This window comes from Actinoplanes lobatus (assembly GCF_014205215.1).
GTDB classification, from domain to species: Bacteria; Actinomycetota; Actinomycetes; order Mycobacteriales; family Micromonosporaceae; genus Actinoplanes; species Actinoplanes lobatus.
In genome coordinates, this window is sequence record NZ_JACHNC010000001.1 from 9,145,673 (window position 1) to 9,170,151 (window position 24,479).

22 protein-coding genes and 1 riboswitch are annotated in these 24,479 nt (G+C 70.8%); of the genes, 13 read left to right on the plus strand and 9 right to left on the minus strand.

All coding sequences use genetic code 11. The features are described from left to right. Nucleotides 1-4 precede the first annotated feature (4 nt). Nucleotides 5-580, plus strand: a complete 576-nt coding sequence (locus BJ964_RS49645) for a GNAT family N-acetyltransferase (protein WP_407650864.1) — start codon at nucleotides 5-7, stop codon at nucleotides 578-580. Between the two features lie 125 nt (nucleotides 581-705). Here BJ964_RS49645 and BJ964_RS41715 read toward each other — a convergent pair whose 3' ends face one another. After that, entirely contained in the window at nucleotides 706-2,298 is a 1,593-nt protein-coding gene (locus BJ964_RS41715) for a cellulase family glycosylhydrolase (protein ID WP_188125818.1), read from the minus strand. A gap of 281 nt (nucleotides 2,299-2,579) precedes the next feature. Between BJ964_RS41715 and BJ964_RS41720 the strand changes: the two genes are divergently transcribed. From BJ964_RS41720 to BJ964_RS41750, 7 genes are all read left to right on the plus strand, one after another. Next, nucleotides 2,580-5,624 carry a M4 family metallopeptidase gene (locus BJ964_RS41720; RefSeq protein WP_188125819.1) on the plus strand — a complete coding sequence of 1,015 codons (3,045 nt, stop codon included), beginning with the start codon at nucleotides 2,580-2,582 and terminating at the stop codon, nucleotides 5,622-5,624. A 254-nt stretch (nucleotides 5,625-5,878) separates the two neighbouring features. Continuing rightward, a complete protein-coding gene (locus BJ964_RS41725; protein WP_188125820.1) occupies nucleotides 5,879-6,799 on the plus strand; it encodes an STM4015 family protein in 921 nt (306 codons plus the stop codon). After that, nucleotides 6,800-8,074 (plus strand): STM4014 family protein, encoded by a 1,275-nt coding sequence (locus BJ964_RS41730; RefSeq protein WP_188125821.1) that lies wholly within the window; start codon nucleotides 6,800-6,802, stop codon nucleotides 8,072-8,074. Beyond that, entirely contained in the window at nucleotides 8,062-8,859 is a 798-nt protein-coding gene (locus BJ964_RS41735) for an STM4013/SEN3800 family hydrolase (RefSeq protein ID WP_188125822.1), read from the plus strand. The genes BJ964_RS41730 and BJ964_RS41735 overlap by 13 nt, the downstream gene beginning before the upstream one ends. Continuing rightward, on the plus strand, nucleotides 8,856-10,160 hold the full coding sequence (locus BJ964_RS41740; protein WP_188125823.1) for an STM4012 family radical SAM protein: 1,305 nt from the start codon (nucleotides 8,856-8,858) through the stop codon (nucleotides 10,158-10,160). The genes BJ964_RS41735 and BJ964_RS41740 overlap by 4 nt, the downstream gene beginning before the upstream one ends. Further along, nucleotides 10,157-11,044, plus strand: a complete 888-nt coding sequence (locus BJ964_RS41745; protein WP_188125824.1) for an STM4011 family radical SAM protein — start codon at nucleotides 10,157-10,159, stop codon at nucleotides 11,042-11,044. Before BJ964_RS41740 ends, BJ964_RS41745 begins: the two co-directional genes overlap by 4 nt. 261 nt (nucleotides 11,045-11,305) lie before the next feature. After that, nucleotides 11,306-11,848, plus strand: a complete 543-nt coding sequence (locus BJ964_RS41750; RefSeq protein WP_188125825.1) for a DUF4190 domain-containing protein — start codon at nucleotides 11,306-11,308, stop codon at nucleotides 11,846-11,848. 277 nt (nucleotides 11,849-12,125) lie between these two features. Here BJ964_RS41750 and BJ964_RS41755 read toward each other — a convergent pair whose 3' ends face one another. The 3 genes from BJ964_RS41755 to BJ964_RS41765 form a co-directional block, all read right to left on the minus strand. Next, a complete protein-coding gene (locus BJ964_RS41755; RefSeq protein WP_188125826.1) occupies nucleotides 12,126-13,475 on the minus strand; it encodes a DUF6745 domain-containing protein in 1,350 nt (449 codons plus the stop codon). Nucleotides 13,476-13,486: 11 nt separating this feature from the next. Beyond that, complete coding sequence (locus tag BJ964_RS41760) at nucleotides 13,487-13,804, minus strand: hypothetical protein (RefSeq protein WP_183218805.1); 318 nt, start codon at nucleotides 13,802-13,804, stop codon at nucleotides 13,487-13,489. A 62-nt stretch (nucleotides 13,805-13,866) separates the two neighbouring features. After that, nucleotides 13,867-14,418, minus strand: coding sequence for a LysM peptidoglycan-binding domain-containing protein (locus tag BJ964_RS41765; protein WP_188125827.1), 552 nt, complete (start codon nucleotides 14,416-14,418; stop codon nucleotides 13,867-13,869). Then, nucleotides 14,417-14,590, minus strand: a riboswitch (cyclic di-AMP (ydaO/yuaA leader). It overlaps the preceding gene by 2 nt. Before the next feature lie 236 nt (nucleotides 14,591-14,826). Between BJ964_RS41765 and BJ964_RS41770 the strand changes: the two genes are divergently transcribed. Further along, nucleotides 14,827-15,354, plus strand: coding sequence for a GNAT family N-acetyltransferase (locus BJ964_RS41770; RefSeq protein ID WP_188125828.1), 528 nt, complete (start codon nucleotides 14,827-14,829; stop codon nucleotides 15,352-15,354). A gap of 6 nt (nucleotides 15,355-15,360) precedes the next feature. Here BJ964_RS41770 and BJ964_RS41775 read toward each other — a convergent pair whose 3' ends face one another. Both BJ964_RS41775 and BJ964_RS41780 read right to left on the minus strand, forming a co-directional pair. Continuing rightward, nucleotides 15,361-16,722, minus strand: coding sequence for a gluzincin family metallopeptidase (locus tag BJ964_RS41775; RefSeq protein WP_203832835.1), 1,362 nt, complete (start codon nucleotides 16,720-16,722; stop codon nucleotides 15,361-15,363). A 109-nt stretch (nucleotides 16,723-16,831) separates the two neighbouring features. Beyond that, nucleotides 16,832-17,434 (minus strand): TetR/AcrR family transcriptional regulator, encoded by a 603-nt coding sequence (locus BJ964_RS41780; protein ID WP_188125829.1) that lies wholly within the window; start codon nucleotides 17,432-17,434, stop codon nucleotides 16,832-16,834. Nucleotides 17,435-17,553: 119 nt separating this feature from the next. Between BJ964_RS41780 and BJ964_RS41785 the strand changes: the two genes are divergently transcribed. Genes BJ964_RS41785 through BJ964_RS41795 form a run of 3 tightly spaced genes read left to right on the plus strand, consistent with a single transcriptional unit; the run spans nucleotide 17,554 to nucleotide 20,148 of the window. Continuing rightward, the gene (locus BJ964_RS41785) at nucleotides 17,554-18,564 is read left to right on the plus strand and encodes an ABC transporter ATP-binding protein (protein ID WP_188125830.1); all 1,011 of its coding nucleotides are present in this window, start codon (nucleotides 17,554-17,556) and stop codon (nucleotides 18,562-18,564) included. Then, nucleotides 18,561-19,358 (plus strand): ABC transporter permease, encoded by a 798-nt coding sequence (locus BJ964_RS41790; protein ID WP_188125831.1) that lies wholly within the window; start codon nucleotides 18,561-18,563, stop codon nucleotides 19,356-19,358. The genes BJ964_RS41785 and BJ964_RS41790 overlap by 4 nt, the downstream gene beginning before the upstream one ends. Next, entirely contained in the window at nucleotides 19,345-20,148 is an 804-nt protein-coding gene (locus BJ964_RS41795; RefSeq protein ID WP_188125832.1) for an ABC transporter permease, read from the plus strand. Before BJ964_RS41790 ends, BJ964_RS41795 begins: the two co-directional genes overlap by 14 nt. Before the next feature lie 26 nt (nucleotides 20,149-20,174). Here BJ964_RS41795 and BJ964_RS41800 read toward each other — a convergent pair whose 3' ends face one another. Continuing rightward, complete coding sequence (locus BJ964_RS41800) at nucleotides 20,175-21,557, minus strand: CoA transferase (RefSeq protein ID WP_223149704.1); 1,383 nt, start codon at nucleotides 21,555-21,557, stop codon at nucleotides 20,175-20,177. 36 nt (nucleotides 21,558-21,593) lie between these two features. After that, on the minus strand, nucleotides 21,594-22,070 hold the full coding sequence (locus BJ964_RS41805) for a hypothetical protein (protein ID WP_229806720.1): 477 nt from the start codon (nucleotides 22,068-22,070) through the stop codon (nucleotides 21,594-21,596). A 238-nt stretch (nucleotides 22,071-22,308) separates the two neighbouring features. On the opposite strand from BJ964_RS41805, the gene BJ964_RS41810 reads away from it, so the two are divergent. Then, nucleotides 22,309-23,277 carry a 2-dehydropantoate 2-reductase gene (locus BJ964_RS41810; RefSeq protein ID WP_188125834.1) on the plus strand — a complete coding sequence of 323 codons (969 nt, stop codon included), beginning with the start codon at nucleotides 22,309-22,311 and terminating at the stop codon, nucleotides 23,275-23,277. Nucleotide 23,278: 1 nt separating this feature from the next. Here BJ964_RS41810 and BJ964_RS41815 read toward each other — a convergent pair whose 3' ends face one another. Beyond that, nucleotides 23,279-24,478 carry a hypothetical protein gene (locus tag BJ964_RS41815; protein ID WP_188125835.1) on the minus strand — a complete coding sequence of 400 codons (1,200 nt, stop codon included), beginning with the start codon at nucleotides 24,476-24,478 and terminating at the stop codon, nucleotides 23,279-23,281. Between the last annotated feature and the right edge of the window lies 1 nt (nucleotide 24,479).

A 24,479-nucleotide genomic window follows, 5' to 3' on the forward strand; every position in this document is an offset into this window, starting at 1 on the left:
CCTCATGGAGGAGCACTTGATCGTATTCGCGGAGAAGCTGCCCGGCCTGGGCGAGCTCACCATGGTTCCGCTCGATCCGGCCGCGCACGCCCCGGTCGTGCACGGCTGGGTGACCAAGGAACGCAACCGGTTCTGGGGCATGGGCGAGCACTCGGTCGCCGACGTCGAGGAGATCTACGGTTACGTCGACAGCCTGGAGAGCCACCACGCCTACCTGCTGCTGCTCGACGACGGCCCGATCGGGATCTTCCAGACGTACGAGCCGTCACACGACCCGGTCGGCGAGTGCTACGACGTGCAGCCCGGTGACTTCGGCCTGCACCTGCTGATCGACGCCGAGGGCCGCGATCTGCCACACCTGACCAGCGCCGTCTTCCCGGCCCTGCTCCGGCACCTCTTCGCGGCGGACCCGGCCCGCGCACGCATCATCGCCGAACCGGACATCCGCAACGACCGCATGATCAGCCGCCTCCGGCGGGAGGGTTTCACCCTGGGCCCGGAGATCGACCTGCGCCACAAGAGGGCCCAGCTGACCTTCCTCGACCGGGTACGTTTCGAGGCCGCGTTCGCACCGCGGTGATAGCCGACTGGGGCCCCGGGCGGCGACTGCGCACGCCCCGCGTCCGCGGACCGCGGATCGAGGCTCTGGCCGACGACGCCGTTCGCGGTGCCGGCCAGAGCCTCGATGGGGCTGTCAGCACCGGCTTATGAGCACACCACGCCGTTGAGCTTTACGGCGGTCGGGGCGCTGGCCGTACCGTTGGCGGTGAAGCCGACCGTGACCGAGGCGCCTGCGGCGAGCGACGGTGCGTAGCTCGGCGCGGCCGCGGTGACAGTGGTTCCGGTCTGGGTGACGGTTGCGTTCCAGCCGCTGGCGAGGGTGACGCCGGACGGCCAGGTCCAGGTCACCTGCCACGGGTTGACGGCGGCGTTGCCGGTGTTCTGGACGGCGAGCTTGCCTTGGAAGCCGCCCTGCCAACTGTTGTCCTGGGTATAGGTGGCCTTGCAGGCGCCGGCCGGAACCGGCGGGGTCGAGGTCGACGCGGACGTCGACGGTTGCGGGCTGGTGCCGCCGCCGGCCGGCGGGATGAGGTACGGCGAGATGATCGCCTGTTTGGCCTGGTTGATGGTGGTCCAGTCGTCGTTGGCGATGCCACCGGTGTCGCCGGAGTTCGGGTTCCAGGACCAGTAGGTGAAGGACATGCCGTTGACGCCGGTGCCGGTGTACTTGAGCAGTTCCTGGAGCCAGATCTTGTCGACGTCGGCCTGCAGGGTGCTGCCGAACTCACCCATCATGATCGGGGCGATGTTCTGCTTGTAGAGGTAGCCCCAGTACTTGTCCCAGATCGCCGGCATGTTCGCGGGGTAGGTCGGGTCGTCGAACCAGGTCTGGTGGTAGACCGAAGTGGCGTATTCGTGCGGTGAGTAGACCAGGCGGTTGGCCACGTCGAGGCGTACCGGGTATTGGCCGGCTTTGGAGAGGTTGCCGCCCCACCAGCCGCAGTCCTCGTCGTTGCTGGTGTCGTTGTCCCAGACGTTGTTGAGGCCGCCGCTGGGGCAGCTGACGCCTTCGACGAAGATCAGCCAGTTCGGTTGGACGGCGAGGATGGCGTTGCCGGCGCGTTCGGCGGCGAGTCGCCAGTCGCGGGTGGTGTCGCCGCAGCCCCAGCAGGCGCCGGTGGCGGCGGGGTTGGTGCCTTCGGCGTGAGGTTCGTTGTGCAGGTCGGCCCCGATGACGGTGGTGTTGCCGGCGTAGCGCTGGGCGAGGGATTTCCAGTCGGCGATCCAGGTGCTTTCGGGTACGGCGGTGGTGTACCAGAGCGGCGACTGTCCGGCGGCTGTGGGGCGGTGGCGGTCGAGGATGATGCGCATGCCTTTGTCGCCGGAGTAGGCGATCACTTTGTCGAGGATCTGCAGCGGGGAGAGTCCGACGAGGTCGGGGTTGGTGAAGTCGTTGATGCCGGTGGCGGTGGCGCCGGGTTTGAGGGCGTCGTCGGAGAACGGGACGCGCAGGGTGTTGTAGCCCAGCGAGGCCATCGTGTCGATCTGACTCTTCCACGGGTTGCTGGACCACAGGCCGTGGAAGGTCTTGTTGTCGGTCTCCATGCCGAACCAGTTGATCCCGGTCAAGCGGACGGTCGCGCCGGTGCTGTCGATGATCTTGTTTCCGCTGGTGTGCAGGTAGCCGGTTCCGGTGCCGCCGGTGGCGGCGGCCGCCGGCTGGGCGAGAGCGATGGCCGTGGTGACGGCCGCGGCTGCGAGGGCGGTGGCGCCCGCGAGCCATGGGCGGTGTTTCACGAGGGAACTCCTTTGGGGACGGGAGGGATTCCGCAATCGTTACATGGGAGCGCTCCCACAAACAATGCCCATCAATGGTTCCGGTACTTCCGTCGTTGCCGCTTCGCGCTGATTACCAGCGGCGACGCACACCGTCCAGATGATCCGGGTCTGCCGACGCGTGAGCAGCTAACAGCATGTGCTGTCGGCATCGCGCCCGCGATCGTCGATACCGGGTCCACGGCGGACGGACCGGGCACGTACCTTCCAACATCATCTATCTGAGTCGAGGGGTGTGGTCGGTGGCACGAATAGCACGACGTGGTCGATGGGTCCTGGGCGTCGCGAGCGTTGTGGCTCTGCTCGGCGGAGCGGCTGTCGCGGCGCGGCAGACCTCGGCCGACACCACTCGGGATGCTGCACCGGCGACGGCTGTTGCCGCCGCGGACCGCCCGGTACCTGCCGTCACGCCGTCGCGGGCGGTGGCCGAGGCCCGTACGGCGATCCGCGGTCGCGGTCCGGTCATCCACGGTGCCGCCGGTGATGCGTACCGTGAGGTCGATGTCGTTGCCGATCCGGCCGGCCGGCGGCACGTGCGCTTCACCCGTACCCATCGGGGTCTTGATGTTCTCGGCGGTGACTTCGTCGTGCACACGGACGCCACCGGCGCATACACCGGCGTGACCGTCGCCCAGCGGACGGCCGTGGACGTGCCGGCGAAACCATCGATCACCCGCGGACGGGCCGTCGCCGTCGCCGAGCGGCGGTTCACCGGCACCCGGGTCAAGACGAGCGCGCGGCTGGTCGTGGACGCGTTCGAGAGCACGCCCGCGTTGGCGTGGGAGGTGACCGTCTCCGGGACGGCGCAAGGCGGGATCCCCAGTGACCTGGTCGTCGTGGTCGACGCCGGCACCGGGAAGGTGCGGCGCGCCTACGACGAGGTGCACGCCGCCGACACCGCGACCGGCAACGGCTTCCACGCCCGTACGGTGCCGATCAGCACCACCGCGACCAGCGACGGCTGGGTGATGATCGACCCGGACCGGGGCGGCAACGCGGTCCGCGACGCCGGCAACCTGTTCGAACCCGGTCTCACGACGTCGCCGCTGTTCACCGATGCCGACAACGTGTGGGGCGACGGCACCCTGACCGACCGGGCGTCGGTCGCGGTCGACGCCCACCACGGCCTGGCCAAGGCCTGGGACTACTTCGACCAGACGTTCGGCCGGTCCGGGATCGCCGACGACGGCAAGGGCACGACGGCGTACGTCCACTACAGCCGCATCTACAAAAATGCGTTCTGGCGCAGCTCCTGCCGGTGCATGTTCCTCGGCGACGGCCAGCCGGTCCCGTGGACCACCCTGGACGTCGTCGCCCACGAACTGGCGCACGGGCTGACCGACCGGACCGCTGACCTCGTCTACACCGGCGAGGCCGGCGCCCTCAACGAGTCCTCCAGCGACATCTTCGCCACCCTCGTCGAGTTCTTCGTCAACAGCCGCATCGACAGGCCGGACTACACCATCGGCGAGGACGTCACCAACAACGGATTCCCGGTGCGCTACATGGCCGAGCCCACCAAGGACGGCAGATCCGCCTCCTGCTGGACCCCGCAGGTCAAGGACCTCGACGTCCACCACGGCTCCGGGATCGGCAACAAGTTCTTCTACCTGCTCGCCGTCGGCAGCGGCACCACACCCCGCTGGGGCACCAGCACCCCCTGCAACGGTGCTCCCGCGGTGACCGGCATCGGCAACGACAAGGCCGCCCGGATCTGGTACCAGGCGCTCACCGCCTACATGGTGTCGAACACCAACTGGTCCGGCGCCCGCGAGGCCACCCTCAAAGCGGCCGTCGACCTGTACGGGGCCGGCAGCACCGAGGCCGACACGGTGCAGGCCGCCTGGCTCGCGGTCGGCGTCGACGGCACCGACCAGATCCCCACCCCACCGGTCGACCCGGTCATCAAACCCGTCGCCGACGTCATCACCATGGTCGGCCAGCCGGTCCACATCCAGGTCACCGCCACCGACCCGCAACACCATCAGGTCACCTTCAGCGCCAAGAGCCTGCCGGCCGGCATCACCATCTCCCCCGACGGCCTGATCAGCGGCACCCCGACGGTCAAGGGACAGCCCGGCGCGGTCATCGTCGCCACCGACCCGGACGGCAACACCGGCACCGCCACCAACCACTGGATCATCAAGGGCCCACCGACCGCACCGGCCGACCCGCCGCCCATGACCCTGCGCGCCGGCGACAGCACCACCTGGACGACCGAGTTCCTCGACGACCCCGACTACCTGCGCGACGTCGGCAAACCGGTGCAGGTCAGCCACACCGGCGTACCCGACGGGCTCACCGTCGCCTTCCGGCAGCAGACCTACGGCCACGTCGCGGTGACCGTGACCGGTACCCCGACCACCGCCGGATCCGGCACGATGGTCCTCACCGCCACCGACAGCGACGGCCAGAGCGCCACCCTCACCGTGCCGTGGACCGTCGGACCGGCACTTCCCGCCCTGCCCACCGGCGTCTCCGTCACCGGCGGCAACGGCACCGCACTCGTCGCCTGGACCGACCCGGGCTCCGAACCGGCCACCCCGCTCACCGGCTACCAGATCCGCGTCTCCCCCGGCACCACTCAGACCCTGCCGCCCACCGCACGGTCGATGACCATCACCGGCCTCGACACCCGCAAGACCTACACCATCGGGGTACGGGCCGTCAGCACCGTCGGCGACGGCCCCGAGAAGACCGTCACCCTCACCCCGACAACGCTGGCGCTGACCGCCTCCCCCACCGCCACCACCTACGCGGGCACGGTCACCCTCACCGGCCGCATCCTGCGCACTGGCGGTCCGATCGGCGGCGCCGTCGCCTACCTCGACCAACGACCCGCCGGCACCACCACCTGGACCCGCGCCGCCACCCTCAGAACCGACACGAACGGCAACTGGACCCGCGCCCTCAAACCGGCGACGACGACCAGCTACCGGGTCACCTACCCCGGCTCGTCCGGCATGTGGCCAGCCACCTCCACCACTGCCACCGTCACCATCCGCTACGCCGCCACCATCAAGGCCAGCACCCTCAAACCCAAACCCGGCAAGAAGATCAAGATCACCGGTACGGTCCGGCCCGCGCGCCCCGGCGTGAAGGTGACCCTGCAACGCTGGTCCGCCGACAAGTGGATCAACGTCACCAACTCCAAGACCACCACCACCGGCACCTACACGTTCACCCGTGCCTTCCCCAAGGGAACCTGGACGCTCCGGGTCGTCGTCGCCGGCGGCTCCTACAACACAACCGGCACCACCCGCTCCATCAAACTCGTCGCCAAGTAGCGCACACGGGCAGCCGCATCCATGGATGCGGCTGCCCGTCGACGTACCGAAAGCAACCCGCCACCGACTTGGTCCCTGCCAAACGGGCCAGGACACCCACGCGGTGCTCCGCGGCAGCCAAGAAGGGCTCGTCGGATTCGCCCAGGGACCCGACCTTGATGGCGGCAGCCGCGCTTCCTCAGTGGATGGCCTCGCCCCAACGGGTGGTGCGGCAGGCCCGAAAACTGTCGGTGGTCGCTGCTACGGTCTGCGCCGTGACCATTCACGAGTTCGTGACGACGTTCGCGGATCTTCCCGTCGTGCAGTCCGAGGACGGGCCCGATCCGGTCGACCCGGCCGCCGTTGCCTGGCGGGTCGAGATGGAGGACTTCGAGGCCTCCGAGGAGGAGTTCGCCGCGGCCTTCGAGCGGATGCTGGCGCGCAGCGGCCCAGCCGGCCCGACCGCGCTGATCATCGGCGAGTGGGGGTGCGCCTACGACACGGCCTTCCCCATCCGGATACTGCTCGACAACGCCGCCCGGCTCACCGGCCTGCGTGCGCTGTTCATCGGCGAGATGAGCTATGAGCAGTGCGAGATCTCCTGGATCCACCACAGTGACATCACCCCGCTGCTCACCACGTTCCCGGCCCTGGAGCGGCTGCAACTGCGCGGCGCCGACGGCCTCGAGCTGAGCCCGGTGCGTCACGAGAGCCTGCGTGCGCTGGTCTTCCAGTCCGGCGGCCTGCCCGCCTCCGTGATCCGGGCGATCGGCGCCAGCGACCTGCCGGGCCTCACCCACCTGGAGCTGTGGCTCGGGGTGGCCAACTACGGCGGCGACGCCCGCGCCGAGGACCTCGAGCCGATCCTGGCCGGCCGTTCGCTGCCCGCGCTCACCCACCTGGGCCTGCGCAACGCGGAGATCGCCGAGGAACTGGCCGCCGCGGTCGCCGCCGCGCCGGTGGTCTCCCGGTTGACCAGCCTCGACCTGTCCCTCGGCGTCCTCGGTGACGCGGGCGCCGCGAGCCTGCTGGCCGGGCAGCCGCTCACCCACCTGGAGTCGCTGGACCTGCACCACCACTTCATGTCGCCGGAGATGGCCCAGCGGGTGGTCGACGACCTGCCCGGCGTGACGGTCGACGTCTCCGACCCGCAGAAGGAGGAGCGCTGGGGCCGGTACACCGCGGTGGCGGAGTAGATGCCACTCGCCCTCGTCGGTAACCCGTCCAACCGCCGGGTCGCGCTGTTCACCGCCGCCGTGCGGCGGGCCGGGCTGCCCGCGCCGGCGATCCATCCGTGGCGGGACGTGCTGCTCTCCGGTCACGTTCCCGGCCCCGGCGCACTGGTCCGGATCGACTCTCCGGGCGAGGACGCCGAGGTGGACCGTCTACTTCGTGCCCTCGGCTCGGGCCGCCCGGCCACGACGGCCCGGCACGGCGAGATCCTGGGGATGGGCGCGGCCTTCACCGGGCTGGGGCTGGCCCTCGCCCGCGTCGCCGACGGTGGCGGGCTGCCGCTCAGCGATCCCGCGGACATCCTGAGCATGACGGACAAACGCCGCTGCCACGCGCTGTTGTCGGCCGCGGGGATACCGGTGCCGCCCGCGCTCTCCCTCGGCGATGTTCCGACCATCGGCGCGCCGTCCGGCTCGGGGTCGCTTCCTCTCCAGCCTGCCGCCGCGCCTTCCGCTCTGCGGCTTTCCGCACCAGCCCCTCCCGGTGCCGGGCCTTCCGCGTCCCCGCCGGTGCACGGTTACGACGCCCTGCGTGCGGCCATGCGGGAGGCCGGATGGGGGCGGGTCTTCGTGAAACCCGCCCACGGCTCCTCCGCCTCCGGGGTGATCGCCTTCGCCGCGGCCGGGCGGCGGGTCACGGCCGTCACCTCGGTCGAGCTGAGCGGTGGGTCCCTCTTCAACAACCTGGGGGTACGCCGTTACGACGACGAATCCTCCATCCGCACGATCGTCGACCTGCTGGCGCCGGACGGGCTGCACGTCGAGCAGTGGTTCCCCAAGGCGTCCCTCGGCGACCGGGTCCTCGACCTGCGGGTCGTGGTGATCGCCGGCCGGCCACGGCACGTGGTGGTGCGGACCAGCCGGTCCCCGATGACGAACCTGCATCTCGGCAACGCCCGCGGCGATGCCGGGGCGGTGCGGGCCGCCGCCGGTGAACGATCGTGGGCGGCCGCCATGGAGACGTGTGTGCGGGTGGCGGCGTGCTTTCCCCGTACCCTGCATGTCGGTGTTGATCTGATGTTCCGGGTGGGTTGGCGTGATCATGCGGTGGCCGAGGTGAACGCGTTCGGCGACCTGCTTCCCGGTGTGCTCGCGGACGGCCAGGACACCTATGACGCGCAGGTCGCCGCGATCCTCGACGGCTGGCCAGATGCCCATCCCGGACGGCTTTCCGCGGGGCGTCCTTCGGCGTCGAGCGGACTGGCGGGCGACTTGGCGGGCGCTTCGTGCGTGAGTTGATCGGCAGCCATGACGTTCTGTTCGTCACGTTGGACACGCTGCGGTTCGATGTGGCGCAGCGGTGCCTGGCCGACGGGCGGACCCCGCGATTGGCGAAGGTGCTGCCCGGCGGTGTGTGGGAGCGGCGGCACAGTCCGGCGAGCTTCACCTATGCGGCGCATCACGCCTTCTTCGCGGGTTTCCTGCCGACGCCGGTGACGCCCGGGCCGCACGAGCGGCTGTTCGCGGCCCGGTTCGGTGGCAGTGAGACCGCCGGGCCGCGGACGTTCGTGTTCGACGCCCCGGATCTGCCGGCCGGCCTGGCCGCCGCCGGGTATCACACGGTCTGTCTGGGTGGGGTGGGGTTCTTCAATCCGGCCGCACCGCTGGGCCGGGTGCTGCCGGGCCTGTTCGCCGAGTCGCACTGGGAGAGCGCGTTCGGGGTGACCGCACCGGACTGTCTCGGCGCGCAACTCGACCGATTGGAGTCGATCATCGCGGGGCTGCCCGCCGACCGGCCGCTGTTCACGTTTCTCAACGTCGCCGCGATGCACCAGCCCAACAAGCACTACATCCCCGGCGCCGACACCGACTCGGTGGAGACCCACGCGGCCGCCCTGGAGTATGTGGATGGTTGCCTCGAAAGGCTGTTCGAGCTGGTCAGCGGGCGTGAACGACCATGCCTGGTGATCATCTGCTCGGATCACGGCACGCTCTACGGCGAGGACGGCCACGTCGGTCACCGGGTCGCGCACGAGACGGTGTGGACGGTGCCGTACGCCGATTTCATCCTGGAGCCGACGTGAACCTCGACGATTCGCCGTATCAGGGATATCTGTACGCGTACCCGCACAAGACCGCGTACCGGAAACTCGACCCGCGGCCGCCGTTGAGCGACGTGTGGGCGGGTGAGCGGCAGGACTCCCTGTTCGGGTACGTGCATCTGCCGTTCTGTGAGATGCGCTGCGGGTTCTGCAACCTGTTCACCCGCGCCAACCCGCCGGACGAGCAGGTCACCGCCTATCTGGCGCAGCTTCGCCGGCAGGCGGCCGCGGTCCGGGACAGCCTCTCCCCCGGCGCCGTGTTCTCCCGGCTGGCGATCGGCGGCGGCACCCCCACCTATCTGACCGCCCCGGAACTGTCGGAACTGTTCGGCATCGTCGGCGACGCCTTCGGCACGACCGCGGTCCCGCTGTCGGTGGAGACGTCCCCGGCCACCGCCACCCCCGACCGGCTCGCCGTCCTCGCCGAGCACGGCACGACCCGGATCAGCATCGGCGTACAGAGCTTCCTCGACACCGAGGCCCGCGCCGCCGGCCGGCCACAGCGCCTCGCCGAGGTGATGACGGCGCTCACCGCGATCCGGGAGGCGCGGATCCCGGTGCTCAACATCGACCTGATCTACGGCATCGACGGGCAGACCACGGCCACCTGGCAGCACTCACTCGACGAGGCGCTGCGCTGGCGGCCCGAGGAGCTGTACCTGTACCCGCTCTACGTGCGCCCGCTGACCGGACTGGGCCGGCGCGCCCACGCCCGCGCCGACTGGGACCGCCAGCGCCAACAGTTGTACCGGCAGGCGGTCGGCGTGCTGACCGACGCCGGCTACGTGCGGCACTCCATGCGCCAGTTCCGCCTCGCCGGCGCGCCCGTCCCGGACGGCCCCGACTACTGCTGCCAGGACGACGGCACGATCGGGCTGGGCTGCGGGGCGCGTTCCTACACGACGGACCTGCACTACTCGTTCGACTACGCGGTCGCCGTCTCCGAGGTCCGCGCGGTCATCGACGACTACCTTTCAAGACCACAAACCGATTTCCGGTACGCCGAGATCGGCTTCCGTCTGGACGCCGTCGAACAACGGCGCCGCTGGCTGCTCAAGTCGCTGCTGCGGGCCGAGGGGGTGGACGCCGCCGCCTACCTGTCCCGGTTCGGCACGGCCCACACCGGCGACTTCCCACAGCTGGACGGCCTGGTGGACCGGGGCTGGCTGAACCCGGCCCGCACTCGGCTCACCGACGAAGGTTTGGCCTGGTCCGACGCCATCGGACCGTGGCTGGTGTCGGCCGGTGTCCGCGAAGCGATGGGAACCTACGTTCCACGATGACCGACCTCTATGTGCTCTACCGTGGGCCGCTCGCGAGTTGCAACTACGACTGCCCGTACTGCCCGTTCGCCAAGCGCGTCGACCCGCCGGAGGTGTTGCGCGCCGACCGGGCGGCCCTGGAACGGTTCACCGGCTGGGTGGAGGCGACCACCGACCGGCGTCTGTCGGTGCTGTTCACGCCGTGGGGCGAGGGGCTCACCCGGTCCTGGTACCGGGACGCGATCGTGCGTCTCTCCCACCTGCCGCACGTCGCCCGGGTCGCGATCCAGACGAACCTGGCCGCCCGCACCGGCTGGCTGGCCGCGGCGAACCCCCGGGTCGCCGCGCTGTGGACCACCTACCACCCGGGCGAGGCGACCCGGGAACGGTTCCTGGCCCGCTGCCGGGAACTCGACCTGCTCGGCATCCGCTACTCGGTCGGCGTCGTCGGGCTCCCCGACCACCACGGCGAGGCGGTCGCGCTGCGCTCGGCGCTGCCGGCCACGGTCTACCTGTGGGTGAACGCGGCCGACGGCCACGTCTACACCACCGAGGAGGAGCGGCGCTGGACCGCGCTGGATCCCCGCTTCGGCGACAGCGTCCGCCCGCACGCGTCACTCGGCCTGCCGTGCCACGCCGGCGAGACCGCCATCTCGGTGCTGGGCGACGGCACCGTCCGCCGATGCCACTTCATCCAGGAACCGATCGGCAACCTGTACGACGGCACGTGGCGCGCGGCCCTCCGACCGCGCGCGTGCACCAACGCCCTGTGCGACTGCCACATCGGCTACGTACACCTCAAGCCGCTGCGCCTGCGCGACGTCTACACCGAAGGCCTCCTCGAACGCATCCCCGCGGTGTGGCCCATTGATCGCCTCCACCGGAGGTGGGGCGGTTCCGCATAAGCGGTCTGGCCACCAACGGTAGCCAATGAGCGAAAACCGCCAAGATTTCGCATCCACCGCCAAAACGGCCCCTGACCAGCAACATCCTGCCAGGTGCGACCCGTCCCGGTGCACCGCCATCCCGTCCGCACAGGCCAACGGCTACCGATCCCGGCCATCCCTTCCGCGCCATAGTCATCGAACCGACCCGCCGCATCGCCGACGTCATCGCCTGGTCGATCTTCCGGCGCCGGCATCAAGCCACCGCGATAACCAGCCACAATGCCCGCCAAGCCCGCACAGAACCGTAGAACGGATCTCCTGCTGGAGTACTGGGAATCGTTGGCTCTCAGAACCACCGGCGCCCCGGCTCCGGTGACCGGCACGGGAGTGGTGCAGCTCAGTTGCTCGCTCATCACAAAGCCGCAAAGGATTCAAGATGACGACGAGGTAACCGAACTGGGTGGGCACAGAATCTCATCGACTCGGGAGCCCATTGTGACCTATCCTCCGCCGTACCAGCAGCCCGTGCCCGTTGCCTATGCTGCCGTACCTGTTCAGATGGTCCGACCGACCTCCAGCAGCTCGGTTGCTGCCATGGTCCTTGGCATTATCTCAATCCTTGGCGGGGCCTTGATCCTCGGGTTGCCGGCTATTGCGGCGGTCGTTCTTGGGCATATGGGCTTGAAGGACACCCAAAACGAGGCCAAGGCGGGCCGGGGAATGGCTATTACAGGCCTTGTTCTCGGCTACGTCTGCCTTGTTCCGGCTGCCTTCTTTTTCGTGATGATGATCGTGGGCGCCGCGGCGTCGACGACCTTGTGACGTAGGGCCCCGGCAAAGTCACGGTAATGTCCGGTTCAGCCGGTCAGGTGCAGAACCGCCGCTGGTGGCGGCAACGAGACGGGCATGACCGTTTCAGAAGATCATCAAGGTTCCTACGCCACGGTGATCTATCCGAAGTGAGTCATGCCCGCACTGCCATCATCGCCCGGCGGAGCCACGCAGCCGTATAGGCCACGCCGCAACAGATAGACCCTGATGCCCTCGGTGGGTAAGCCGTCAGGCGGCCGGGCCGCGGCGGAACACTGTGGCCGTGGGGTCAGGTCTGGATCAAGGGTTGGTACTCCTGCTCGGTCAGGCCGAACGTCCATGCCACGCCCTCGCGAGCCGAGCGGGTCTGGGGTGGGACCCGCAGCCAGTAGACGCGGCTCGTGCCGTCCGGCTCCGGAGTCGAGTTGATCACCTCGACCATCACCAGTGGCTCGTCGCCGGGCAGGTGGAGCAGCCACAGTGTGCCCGTCTCGTCGGAGTTGATTTGCGTGGCGCCGGCCTCGCTCAGGTAGCGCTCGTAGCCGAAGTGCTCCAGCATCACGCGGCGGATCTCCGCGTTCGTCTCCCGGCGGACCCGGTCGACGGTCAGGGACGGCAGTTCGGCCGCCAGGTCGGAGGGGATCGGCATGCCGCGCCAGGCCCACAGTCCGTATCCGTCGGTGAACTCCATGGCCGGGCCCTCGCCGCGGTGCAGCCGCCCGACGTTGTCGCGGGCCAGGGTGACGGGACGCTCGGAGAGCACCGCAACCCGTTCGAACGCCCACCACCAGCCACTGTGCCGGGCCACCCGGGCGAGGCCGGCAAGGTTCGTCATCAGGTCTGCCTCGGGGCACACCCGGGCCGCCGCCTCGAACGTGCTCAGCCACGCCCCGTCGTGCTGCCCGTAGACGGCGTCGAGCACCGCCGGCCCGGCGGCGGGTAGTTCGGCGGCCAGGTCCTCACTCAGCCGGGACCGCAACCGCCCCGCGACCATGTCCATCACCAGGGGCCAGGACCGGCGCCCGGCCGCGGCGCTCAGCTGGGCCCAGCCGTCGGCGCCGAGCGCGACGAGAGCGGCCTTCCGGGCGGCCGCCCACGGCGCTGTGCGCACCAGGCCGCGCATCGACCGGCCCGCGCGCGCCCCCGGCGTCCACCCTTGGCGGCGCAACTCGGCCTGAGCCTCGGCGAACCACTCCGGAATCTCCTGGCCCGGCCCGGCACCCACCGGCGGCCGCACCGCCTCCGAATCAGCACCCAGGCCCGGCCCAGCGCCCGCCAGCGAAGCCGCACCCAGGCCCAGCTCGGCTCCCGCTGGCGGCACCGCACTCGAGCCCGGCCCGGCACCCGCCTGCGGCGCCGCCGCGCCGGAAGGGGCGACGGCTGGGGGCGGTGATGTCGTGCCAGGAGCCTCCGGGATCGGGTCGACCGGCCCGGAGAGCAAGGCCGCGGCGGCTGCGGCCGCGCGGGGTGAGCCGAACCAGTAGATCCGCTCGGGTGGCTCGGCGCTGGCGAGACGGTATGCCTCCCGGACGCCCTCCTCCGCGGCGGCACGGTCGGCAGGGCCCGTCTCCATCGCCGCGGCCAGCCACTGGTCCTCGATCGCCGCGGCCATCGACTCCTGCGTGTGTGTCAGTCGCACAGCCCGCCCCCTCAGTCCGCGACCGGCCGGAAGGCGCCAGGAATGTACTCCCGCTGGCGCACCACCCGGTAGTGCCCGGCGGGCAGCGGGATCGGGCCGTGCTCCTCGTGGGTGACCCGGCCGTGCGCCGGGACCTCGAGGAACATCCGCTCCGGATCGTCGAGGTCGGCGAGTAGCACCAGGCCCGGGCCACCGACCACGTGCGCGTGGCCGGTGGCCTCACCGCGGGCCAGCACCATCCGCCCTCGCCGATCGCGTGGGACCGGTGCGCAGGCCGGGACATCGGCCTGCGGCACCGGAATGATCAGCACATCGCCCTGACGGAACATCCGGCCTCCCCGGCAGCATTTTCTCTGTCGCACGGGACGCTACCGAGGGGGTACGACACTTTTCAGAGGCGGATCCGCTGCCCCACGAAGATCAGGCCGGGGCTGGAGATGCGGTCCTTGTTGAGTGCGTAGAGCGTACGCCAACCGCCTTTGATCTTGAATTTGCGCGCGATCGAGGCGAGTGTGTCGCCGGAGCGGACCACATAGGTCTTGCCGCTCGGCTTCTTCGCGGCGGGCTTCTTCGCGCTGGACGTCTTCTTGTAGACGCCGGGCTTCTTTCCGCAGACCGGCCATGGGCTGAGCCCGCGCTTCTTGTGGAGCTTCTCGGCGATCGCGATCTGCTCGGCCTTGCTGGCCCTGTCGGCGGTCGGCGCGTACTTGGCGCCGCCGTTGGCCTTCCACGTGCTGCGGCTGAACTGCAGGCCGCCGTAGTACCCGTTCCCGGTGTTGATGTGCCACCGTCCGCCGGACTCGCACTTGGCGATGACATCCCAGTTGACCTGGCGGGCCGCGGCCTGAGCCGGGGCCGCCGGGCCGAGCAGGACGCCGGCTCCGGTCACCCCGGCGGTCACCAGACCGAGGGCAAGGCGCGTTCGTCTACCGATCCGAGACATGGATGATCCTCCACGCCTGCGAGGTGAGCTGTCGGGTTCGGGCAGAGTGGCCCGGCCGTTTCACGCACGGCTTCACCCCGAGGCGCGCCCGGCGCGCCGGAAAAAGTGGGTCCCCCGCTCCTGCCGTCGATTCGTGTCCGTGGGCGGCGGCAGGATTCGGCGGTCCGTCCACAGTGCCCGCCGTACGCGGGACGGCCCGACGGTATCCACGGTCGATGGATGAATACCAAGCCTCACGCCGGGGATAGTGACGTTCTTCTCAGTATTCGCCCGATTTGATCTTCATTTCGCCCAGAAATACCCGGCACAGGGGTTATTCCTGTTTAGAGCGGCTTTTCGTGCCTCATCAGGACCTGGTCCCCGGCCTGCGCATCGAGCCGGCGCCCGCTCCGGGCAGAATGTCCGGTCATGGAACCACCCGAGATGATCAACGCCGGTGACCTGGTCCTCAAGCGCTGGGAACCGGAGTGGGCCGCCGAACTCGCGGCCGCCGTCCAGGAGTCATTGCCCGAACTGCGCCCGTGGCTGCCGTTCGCGACCGACGACTACGGCGTCGACCAGGCCCGCGATTTCATCGGGCGCAACTTCGACGGCACCCAGTTCAACTACGCGATCTTCACGGCGGTCGGTGAGCTGATCGGCACGATCGGCCTGATGACGCGGATGGGGCCGGACGTCCTGGAGATCGGCTACTGGATGCGTACGCCGTATGCCGGCCGTGGCCACATGACGGCGGCCGTGCGGGTGATCACCCGGGTCGCCCTCACCCTGCCCGGTATCGAGCGGGTGGCGATCCGGCACGACCCGGCCAACGTGGCGTCGGCCGCGGTCGCCGCCAAGGCCGGTTTCGCCGAGACCGCCCGCGACGGCGACGACGTCATCCGCGAGTACCGCGGGGAGACGCGCTCCGGGGCGGGTGCCCCGCCCCGGAGGTAGGAATCGTCAGAGATGGGCGGCGGTGGTCGCGGAGCCGTTGGGGCGCGGGTCCGGGAGCAGACGGTCACGGGACGACGCCGCGGCGGAACCGCTGTCGTTGGCCTGGAAGCCGCACGACGCCAGCGTGTGCGGCCGCAGCAGCATCGAGGTCGGGACCGGGGCGATCTCCCGCCAGGCGAAGCACTCCCGGATGGTCTGCGCGTTCTCGCCGCCGCTGATCTCCCGGTCGGCGGCCAGGATGGCCCGCAGGATGCCGTGGTAGGTCATGAAGTCGGGCGAGATGGTGCTCCAGGTGGCCGCGAGCAGCCGGCCCAGGTAGTCGCGGGCCTGCAGCAGCGACTCCTTGAAGGCCTCCTCGTTACCGGTGTAGGCGGCCGTGAACTCGGCCTGGATCTCGTCGAGGTCCTGCGCGGTGCCGGGCAGGTTCGTCGACCGGATCCGCAGGTCGTCGCTGATCAGCTTCTTGGCGACCAGGTCGCGCTGGAAGATCTCGACCATGGTGTCGAAGATCGCCCCGGTGAGCGGCAGCGACCGGTCGTGCGGCTCCTCGCCCACGTCGGACATCCGCATGGCGTTGAACGCGACCCGGATCTCCCGGCTGTCGGACAGCTCCCCCACCCGGTCCAGGCCGTTGATGGTGAGCAGATTGCCCCGCGTCGACTCGAGCAGATGGTCGACGACCGAGTGGAAGTGCAGCGACGACACGATCGCCACCAGGTCACCGGCCGACTCGTGCATGCCGCCGTAGTCGATGCCGTCGTCCTGTTTGCTGGCCGGCGCCCCGACCTCGGCGAAGATGATGCTGTGCCCCAGTTCGTGGGCGAGCACGTCGAAGTTCTCACAGTACGGCCGGGTGTGGTCGATCGTCCCGTTCGGCGTCCGGCCGAAGCCGAATTCGAGGAACCCGTACCCGGACTGCGCATTGTTCCACTCGATCAACGGAATCAGTTCCAGTCGATCGAAATCGGACTCGAAATGCCAGTGAATGGTGCGCCCGAAGTAGTCCTGCCAGATGTCGAGGACCCGGCGAACGGTCGCGTACATGGTGGCCGCCGAGAATTCCCGGGTGGCCGGGTCGAGATGATCGAAATGACCGTCCTCGCTCGGCTGGATCGGGTCCCGCTTGGTGCCGCGGAACGGGGGCCGGAAGAAGTTGTTGTAGGGCAGTTTGCCGATCGCGTCGATCACGAACATCCGGTCGTCACCCGGTCCGGGCCGCATGGCGGCCGGCTCGACCGAGACGACCACCAGCTCGGGCTCCGCGAAGAGCGGCCCCGATCCGTCCGCCTTCATCAGGAATCGGGGTTGAGGAAAGATCCGGAATCGGGTGCCGACATCCGCGAGCCTGCGATCCAGTTCCAAAGACATGAGAGCCTCCGGCCGCCGTTGAATTTCCGAGGACCTACAGCGGATTCCTCAGTCGAGCGTAAGTCAACGTACCTGTCCAAGAACCATCCAAAAGACGAGAGAACACCCTTCAGGATCGCCCCAGCACCCTCAGCAGCGCTCCGGTGAGATGCTCCGCCGCCTCGTCCGCGCTCCATGCGAGCGTCCGGGTCAGATCCACGACCACCCGCTCATCGAAGATCGTCACCCACATCAGCACCGCGAACCGCACGTCCTGCCGCGGCACCGCACCCGACGCGATCGCCGCCTCGACGAGCCGCGCGAGCCGCTCATACAGCCCGCCGACGAACGGATCCTCCTCGCCACGCCGCGCCAGCACACCCCGCGGTGACCGAATGTGCACAGCCGCGGCACCCCACCGCGAGGCCTGCTCGACCCACTCCCGGCAGACCGCGCGCACATCCGCCAGCGGATCCGCGCCACCGGGCAACCGGTCGAACGCCTCCAGCAGATCCCCGACCAGCTCCGCGAAGAACGCGTCGATCGCACTGCCCGGATCGGCGAAATTCCGGTAGGCGGTCGCCGTCGACACCCCGGCCAGCCCGGCCGCCTCCGCCAGCGAGAACCCCGGCCCACGCTCGGCGAGCAACTCCCCCACCGCGGCCAGCAGCGCGGCACGCCGCAATCGCGCGTCACCACGGCGTGGCCGCTCCCGAGATCCCGCCGCCGACATGCCGAAATCCTAAAGACCCGGACCATTCGGGGTACGCCCACCGGTCCGATCCGCGTTCGTTGCGGGCGCGCACCGAGTTTGGAACAGTAAATCCCTGACACGGACTCGAACGGAGCGCGGTGAACGACGCGGCGATCGAGGTCGAATCCCTGGGCCGGAGATTCAAGGTGCGCGGTGGCGATGTCGTCGCGCTGAAGGACGTCAGTCTGCGGGTCGGAGCGGGCGAGATCGTCGGACTGCTGGGCAGCAACGGCGCCGGCAAGACCACACTGACCAAGATTCTCGCGACGCTGTTGCTGCCGACCAGTGGGACGGCGCGGATCCTCGGCCACGACGTCACCCGCGACCTGCGGGAGGTCCGCCGCATGACCGGCGTCGTCCTGGGTGGCGAGCGTGGGCTCTACGGCAAGCTGAGCGGCCGGGAGAACCTGCGGTTCTTCGCGATGCTCGCGGGTGTCGGCCGGCGCCGGCTCGCTGGGCGGCTGGATGCGGCGCTGAACCACGTGGGGCTGACCGACGCCGCGGACCGAGCCGTGGAGACGTACTCCAAGGGCATGCGCCAGCGGCTGCACCTCGCCATCGGGATGATCAATGAACCGCCGGTGCTGCTGCTGGACGAGCCGACCGCCGGCCTCGATCCGGTCGAGGCCGAGCGCCTGCGCCACGACGTCGCCGTCCTGCGGGACCGCGGCACCGCGGTGCTGCTGACCAGCCACCTGTTGCTGGACATCGAGCGCCTCGCCGACCGGGTGGTCGTGCTGGCCGGCGGCGAGGTGGTGGCCGACGTCGAGGTCGCCGAGTTCGCGCGTCTCGCCGGCTACACCGCGATCGTCACGGTACGCGGGACGGGCCGGCCCCCGGCTCTCGACGCCGGCCGCCTCCCGCCGGGCGCGGCGAACGGGCAGGGCGAGCAGGTCACGGTGGACGGCCTCAGCGAGACGGACGGGCGGTGGACGCTACGGCTGCGGGTACGTGACTGGAATGCGGAGTCGTTCGGCCGCCTCGGTGCCGCGCTGGGTAGCGCCGACATCCTCGGCGTGGACGTCGCGCCGCTGCGCCTGGAGGACGTGTACGCGCACGTCGCGGCGCAACTGGCGGCGAACGGCCGGACCGGCGAGGTGTTCCGGTGACCGGGGAGCCGGCCCGCGGCGACCGTCTCAGGGCCGCCGTCTGGATGTTCCTGACCGCCGCACGCACCGAGCAGCGCACCATGCGCGGCAACCCGTTGCTGCTGGTCAACGCCGGCTTCCTGCCGGTCGTGCTGCTCATCATCGCGGTCGGGACCCGGCGGCCGACGGCCGGCCGTGCCACCGACATCGTGGTCGCGGTGATGCTCACGGCGTTGTGGGGCTCCACCATCTGGACCAGCGGCGGCGTGCTGCGCCGCGAGCGCACCTACGGCACCCTCGCCCGCTGCGTGTGCGGGGTGGAGTCGCCCACGCTGGTGCTGTTCGGCAAGAGCCTCGGCGCGACGCTGTACGGCGTCGGCACGATCCTGGCCTCGACGGTGCTCACCGTACTGGCGCTGCGCCTGCCGGTCGCCATGGCCCACCCGTTCTGGATGGCGGTGGGCCTGGTGGTCGTCATCGTCTCCGCCACCACGCTCGGCGCGCTGTTGTCCTGCCTGTTCCTGCTCACCCGCAACGGGCTGATCTGGTCCGGTGCGCTGATGTACCCGGTGTTCGTGCTCGGCGGCCTGATGATCCCGCAGGACTTCCTGCCGGCCGGGCTGCGCTGGGTGCCGTCGATGCTGAGTCTGCGCTGGATCAACGAGTTCATCACCGGCGCGGCGGTCCGGGACCTGTCGATGACCCCGCTGGCCATCGCCCTGCTGCTGACGGTCGTCTACGGCGTCGTGGCCGGGCGCACCTACCGGTGGTCCATCGACCGCGCCCGCCGGGGAGGCTCCCTTGACTACGCGTGAGCGGCTGCCGGCGAGCACGGTGCTGTGGCGGACGGCCGAGACGATGCGGCTCGGCCGGCGTGAGTTCGCCTCGAACTACACGCCGGCGGCAACGCTTTTCGCCACCCTGCCCCGAGGTGTGCTGCAGATCGTGTTCTTCACGGTGCTCGGCGGCGTGGTGGCCGGCGACGGCCATCGGGCGTACGCGTTCGTCGGCGGCCTGGCCATCGCGCTGACCACGACGAACACGGTCGGCGTGATCAACGTGCCGTTCGGGGACAAATACTTCGGGACGTTCTGGCGGATCCGCACCGGGGCCATGCCCGTGGCCCTGCTCCAGTACGCCCGCGCGGCGCCGTACCTGATCGCGGGTTTCGTCCTTTTCATCATCGAGGCGGCGATCGCGGCGCTCCTGCTGGACATGTCCGGCCTCGCCGTCCGGCTGCTGCCCTGGCTGCCGCTCTTCGCGCTGATGGCGTGCGGGTACGCCCTTCTCGGCATCGCCGCGGCCACGGCGACGATCGCGAAGCGGGCCGACGTGCTGGCGCCCAACCTGCTCGCCTGTCTGACCATGCTCTGCTCCGGCGCCTTCCTGCCGCCGGGCCGGGTCGGCTGGGTCGACGCGGTCGGCTCGGTGCTGCCGGTGCGGCACGGGCTGGCGGCCGTCCACGCGGGACTGGCCGGCCGCCCGTGGCAGACCGAGGCCCTGCTGGAACTGGCGATCTGCCTCGCCTCGGCGGTGCTCGGCATCCTCGCCGTCATCATGCAGACCCGCCGGGCGACCCGGCACGGGCACGACGACTTCGCCTAGCCGTGGTCGCCCCGTGGGAAGGGCGGTCAGGACGGGAACGCGGCCGGTGAGTGGCCGTAGCGGGGTGGCAGGTGGGGCCAGCTCAGCCGGTGGCCGTCCAGGAGGCCCGGTGGGCTGATGCCGCTCCAGCCGTCGCCCAGCGGGACGCGATAGCCGTCGATGATCGGGTGCGCGTCGCCCGTACCGGGGAAGGGGGTTGTGCGGGGTTGATCCAGCAGCCAGGTCGCGGTGCGGGTGAGAGAGACGACGACGTGGCCGGCGGATCCGCCGCGGGCCCGGCGGGCCAGGGCGGTGAGGATGCCGGCGGCGAGCAGGTAGCCGGTGGCGTGGTCGAGCAGCTGGCACGGAAGCGCGCCGGGGCGGACGCCGTCGGGGCTGACCGCCCAGCCGATGCCGGTGGCGATCTGGACCAGGCTGTCGAAGCCGCGGCGATCGGCCCAGGGGCCGGTGGTTCCCCAGGCGGAGAGGGTGGCGACGACGGTGCCGGGACGGCGTTCGGCGATCTGGTCCGGGGCCAGGCCGAAACGGCGCAGCGCACCCGGGCGGTAGCCGGTGACCACCACGTCGGCCTCGCCGATCAGGCGATGCAGGGTACGCAGGCCCTCGGCGGTGGCGGCGTCGATCTCGGTGCTGGCCTTGCCGATGACGCCGTCGAGGGCGTGCAGCGGGAGTTCCGGGCGGTTCGGGTCGTCCACCCGCAGCACGTCGGCGCCGAGCGCGGCCAGCATCCGGGTGCCGGCCGGCCCGGCTATCACCCTGGTCAGATCCAGGATCCGTAGGCCCGAGGCGGGCAGTGGGCCCGTCGGCGCCGGCAGGGCGGGCGCGTGCGCGGTGGGCGTGAAGCTGATCAGTGGGGAGTCCGGCGGGCATGCGGCACGCCACTGCCGCGGGGTGCGGGCGGCGACCGCGAGGCCGCCTGCGGCGTAGACACGGCGCTCGACCTCGGCGGCCGGGAGCGCGGCGATCGCCGGGCCGGGATCGTCCGTGACGCCGAGCGCGGTCAGCAGCGCGGCACGGTGCCACGGGTAGTTGGCGTGGGTGCGCACCCAGCCGTCCGCGGCCGGCCACAGGCGGGACAGGGGCGCGAAGCCGTCGATGCCGTTGCCGGCCGGGTCGCGCAGGTGGATCTCGCTGCGCATGGCGGCCGCCACGTGGGCGGTGTCCAGGGAGATGTCGGGGCGGCGGCCGGTGCGGGCGTGCGCGAGTTCGGCGGCGGCGACGAGGCAGGCGGCCACCGAGGCGACCGCGCAGTCACCGACCGCGAGCGGTGACGCGAACACCGGCCCACCGGTCAGACGCGGCGACGGGAATGCGGGGCCGTTGCTCCGGCCGTCTCGCGCCGCCGGTGCGCCGAGAGGCTCGGGCGTGGGGAGGTCGAGGGCGGCCAGCACTCCGGGCAACAGCTTCACCCGGACATCACGCCGGGACACCGGCGGTATGCCGGGTCAGCAGTAGCCGGATGGGCACTCGCCGCTGGCGAGCAGCTCGTACTGCCGGCATTTGGGGCAGCGGGGCGGCTCCGGGCGGGGCGCCGGCTTCGCGGCGGCCTTCGGCTTCGCGGCGGCCCGGGTGCCGGTGGAGGCGGCGCGGGCGCGCGGGGCAGCGGCGGCGGCCTTCGGCTTTCCGGCGGCGCGCTGCTCGACGGCCTCGACCGCGGCGGCGAGCAGGGCGTCGTAGTTGGCGTCGATCAGATACGCCTCGACGGAGACCTGGGTGACCGGCTCGTCGTCGCGCACATAGGCGCCCTCGATGGAGAGCGCCACCTCGTTGGCCCGGTCCTGGTCGAGGGCCAGGTCGATGCCGCCGGGGTGGATGTGCACCGCGATGACGTTCGAGTCCTTCGGGCGGACCTGGAGCGAACGGCCCGATGGACGGACATCGACGCTCGTGCGGCCGCGAAGCTCCAGCAGCAACCGTGCCACCGACGGAGCCGCACCCATGTCAGTGGGCTCAATCCCGAACGTGTCCATCTGCCCTCCGCTCAACTTCGCCAGGCTACCGCGCGCGGGTTGCGGGGGTGGTTCCGGATGTTGGTTCGTGTGCCGTAGGACACGAGGGGTGTGACGGACGACCGTTTCCGGCCAGACGTAACGGGGCCGAAAAACTTCTCCCGCAAGATGGGAACTGAGAAAACATTCTCAGTTATTCGGGAGGCTGTTCATGTCCACGAGGACTCGCGTCGCGGTCATCGGTGCCGGTGCGGTCGGCACGGTGGTCGCGGCCGCGGCCGTCGACGCCGGGCACGACGTCGTCGTCTGCGCCCGGCGCCGCCCGGAGCGGCTGATCGTCGAGCGCGCCGACAGCGTTCGTGAGCTGGACGTCCCGGTGCTGGTCGACCCGAGCGAGGCGACCGAGGTGGACTGGGTGCTGCTGGCCACCAAGGCGCAGGACGCGACGGGCGCGGCGGCCTGGTTCGGGCCTCTGGTGGGGCCGAACACGACCGTGGTGGTTCTCCAGAACGGCGTCGACCACGCCGAGCGGATCGAACCGCTGGTGCCGCGCGGCACGCGGGTGCTGCCGGCGCTGGTCTACGTGGCGGCGGAGTCGCTCGGCCCGGGTCACGTGCTGCACCGGATGGGCGCCCGGATCACCGTGCCGGGCGCGCCCGGCACGGTCGCGAGCACGGCGCGGGCGACCTTCAGCGAGGGCCCGGCCGTGACGGCCACGGAGCTGTCGCGGACCGATCCGGCGGACCGGTTCACGGCGCTGCTGGACGGGTCGTGGCTGCACGTCGAGCGGGTCGCCGACTTCTCCACGGCGGCGTGGCGCAAGCTGCTGACCAACGTCGGGGCGAACCCGGTGACCTCACTGACCATGAAGCGGATGTCGGTCATCCAGCACGAGCCGGCGGTCCGGGAGCTGACCCGGGCGCTGCTCGACGAGGCGATCGCGGTGGGCCGGGCGGCCGGGGCCCGGCTCTCCGACGCCGACATCGAGCACACGATGGAGATCTACGACGGGTTCGCCGAGGACGACGGCACGTCGATGCTGTACGACCGGCTGGCCGGCCGGGCCACCGAGCACGAGCTGATCACCGGCGCGGTGGTGCGGCTCGGCGAGCAGCACGGGGTGCCGGTGCCGCTGAACCGGGCGATCCTGGCGCTGATGCACGGGGTGAACCACAAGTAGGTCAGGGCAGGCGGACCGACAGGACGGCCTGGATCGGGCCGACCGTGACCTGGGCGACCGCCCCGGTACGCGTGTCCCAGGTGACCAGGCCCTCCCGGTCGGTCCGCGCCAGCAGCACGTGGTCGTCGACCCATTCGAGCACCGTGCAGCAGGCCTTGCCACGCCCGGTGCCGAGATCAAGGATCCGCTCCACCACGCCGGTGCGCGCGTTCACCACGGTCAGCATCTCGGAGCCCTCGTATCCGGGCCGGCTGCCCCAGGCGGCGGCCGCCACCCGGCCGGCGCCGTCGGACAGGGCAGGGCCGTACCACAGGCTGATCCGGTAGCCGCTGGGCAGGCCGCTCTCGTCGATCGGCGACTCCCATGCGGGCTTCGGGTCCCCGAGCACCCAACCGCGGGTCATCCGCCGATCGTCGATCACCACCAGCTCCGCGAGGGCTCCGGAGCTGACCTGCCGGGCGCCGGCACTGTTCCAGGCGGAGATCCCGGCCGGTTCGGGGGTGACCGTGCCGGCCCGCCAGTCGACCCGGGCCAGGCCGGGGCCGCCCGCGCCGACCAGGACGGTCTCATCGCCCCACCACATGACCTGCTCGTTGTAGCCGGGCACCGGGATGCGGTGGGCCTTCGCGGTGGTCAGGTCGATGACGACCAGGGCCTGCGGCTGTGGGACGGCGATCCGGCGGCCGTCCGGGGAGAGCGCGGTGGAGCGCAGCGCGTACGCCTGATTGCCGTCCGCGTCGCGGGTAGGTTCCAGGGCGACCACGTCGATCCGGGTCCACTCGCCGGCGAGGTCGAGCACGTAAAGCGGGGGGTCGAGGGCCGCCTCCAGATCGATCTTCTGGACGACGACGGCCGCCCGGTCCACCGGGTGCTCGGACAGCTTGCGGGCGTCGACCGGGATGGTCAGCACCTCCGGGAAGGGCGTCAGGGTGCGCCGGGTGAGGTCGGCCGGCATGGCGTCGACGCCGGGGGCGACGGCGACGGCGGACGGCGCGACGGGTGGCGTCACGGGGGCAGGCCCGCCCCCGGTGCTGAGCGGCACGCTCACCGCGACCACGGTGGCGAAGGCGGCCACCCCGGCGATCAGCTGCCGGCGCCGGCGGACCCGGCGGGCGGTGGCCCAGGCGGTCGCGGCGAACGCCGGCGCCGGCACCTCGGCCGCGGCCTCCTCGAGAAGTTCCGTGAGCCGGTTCGTCCCCATC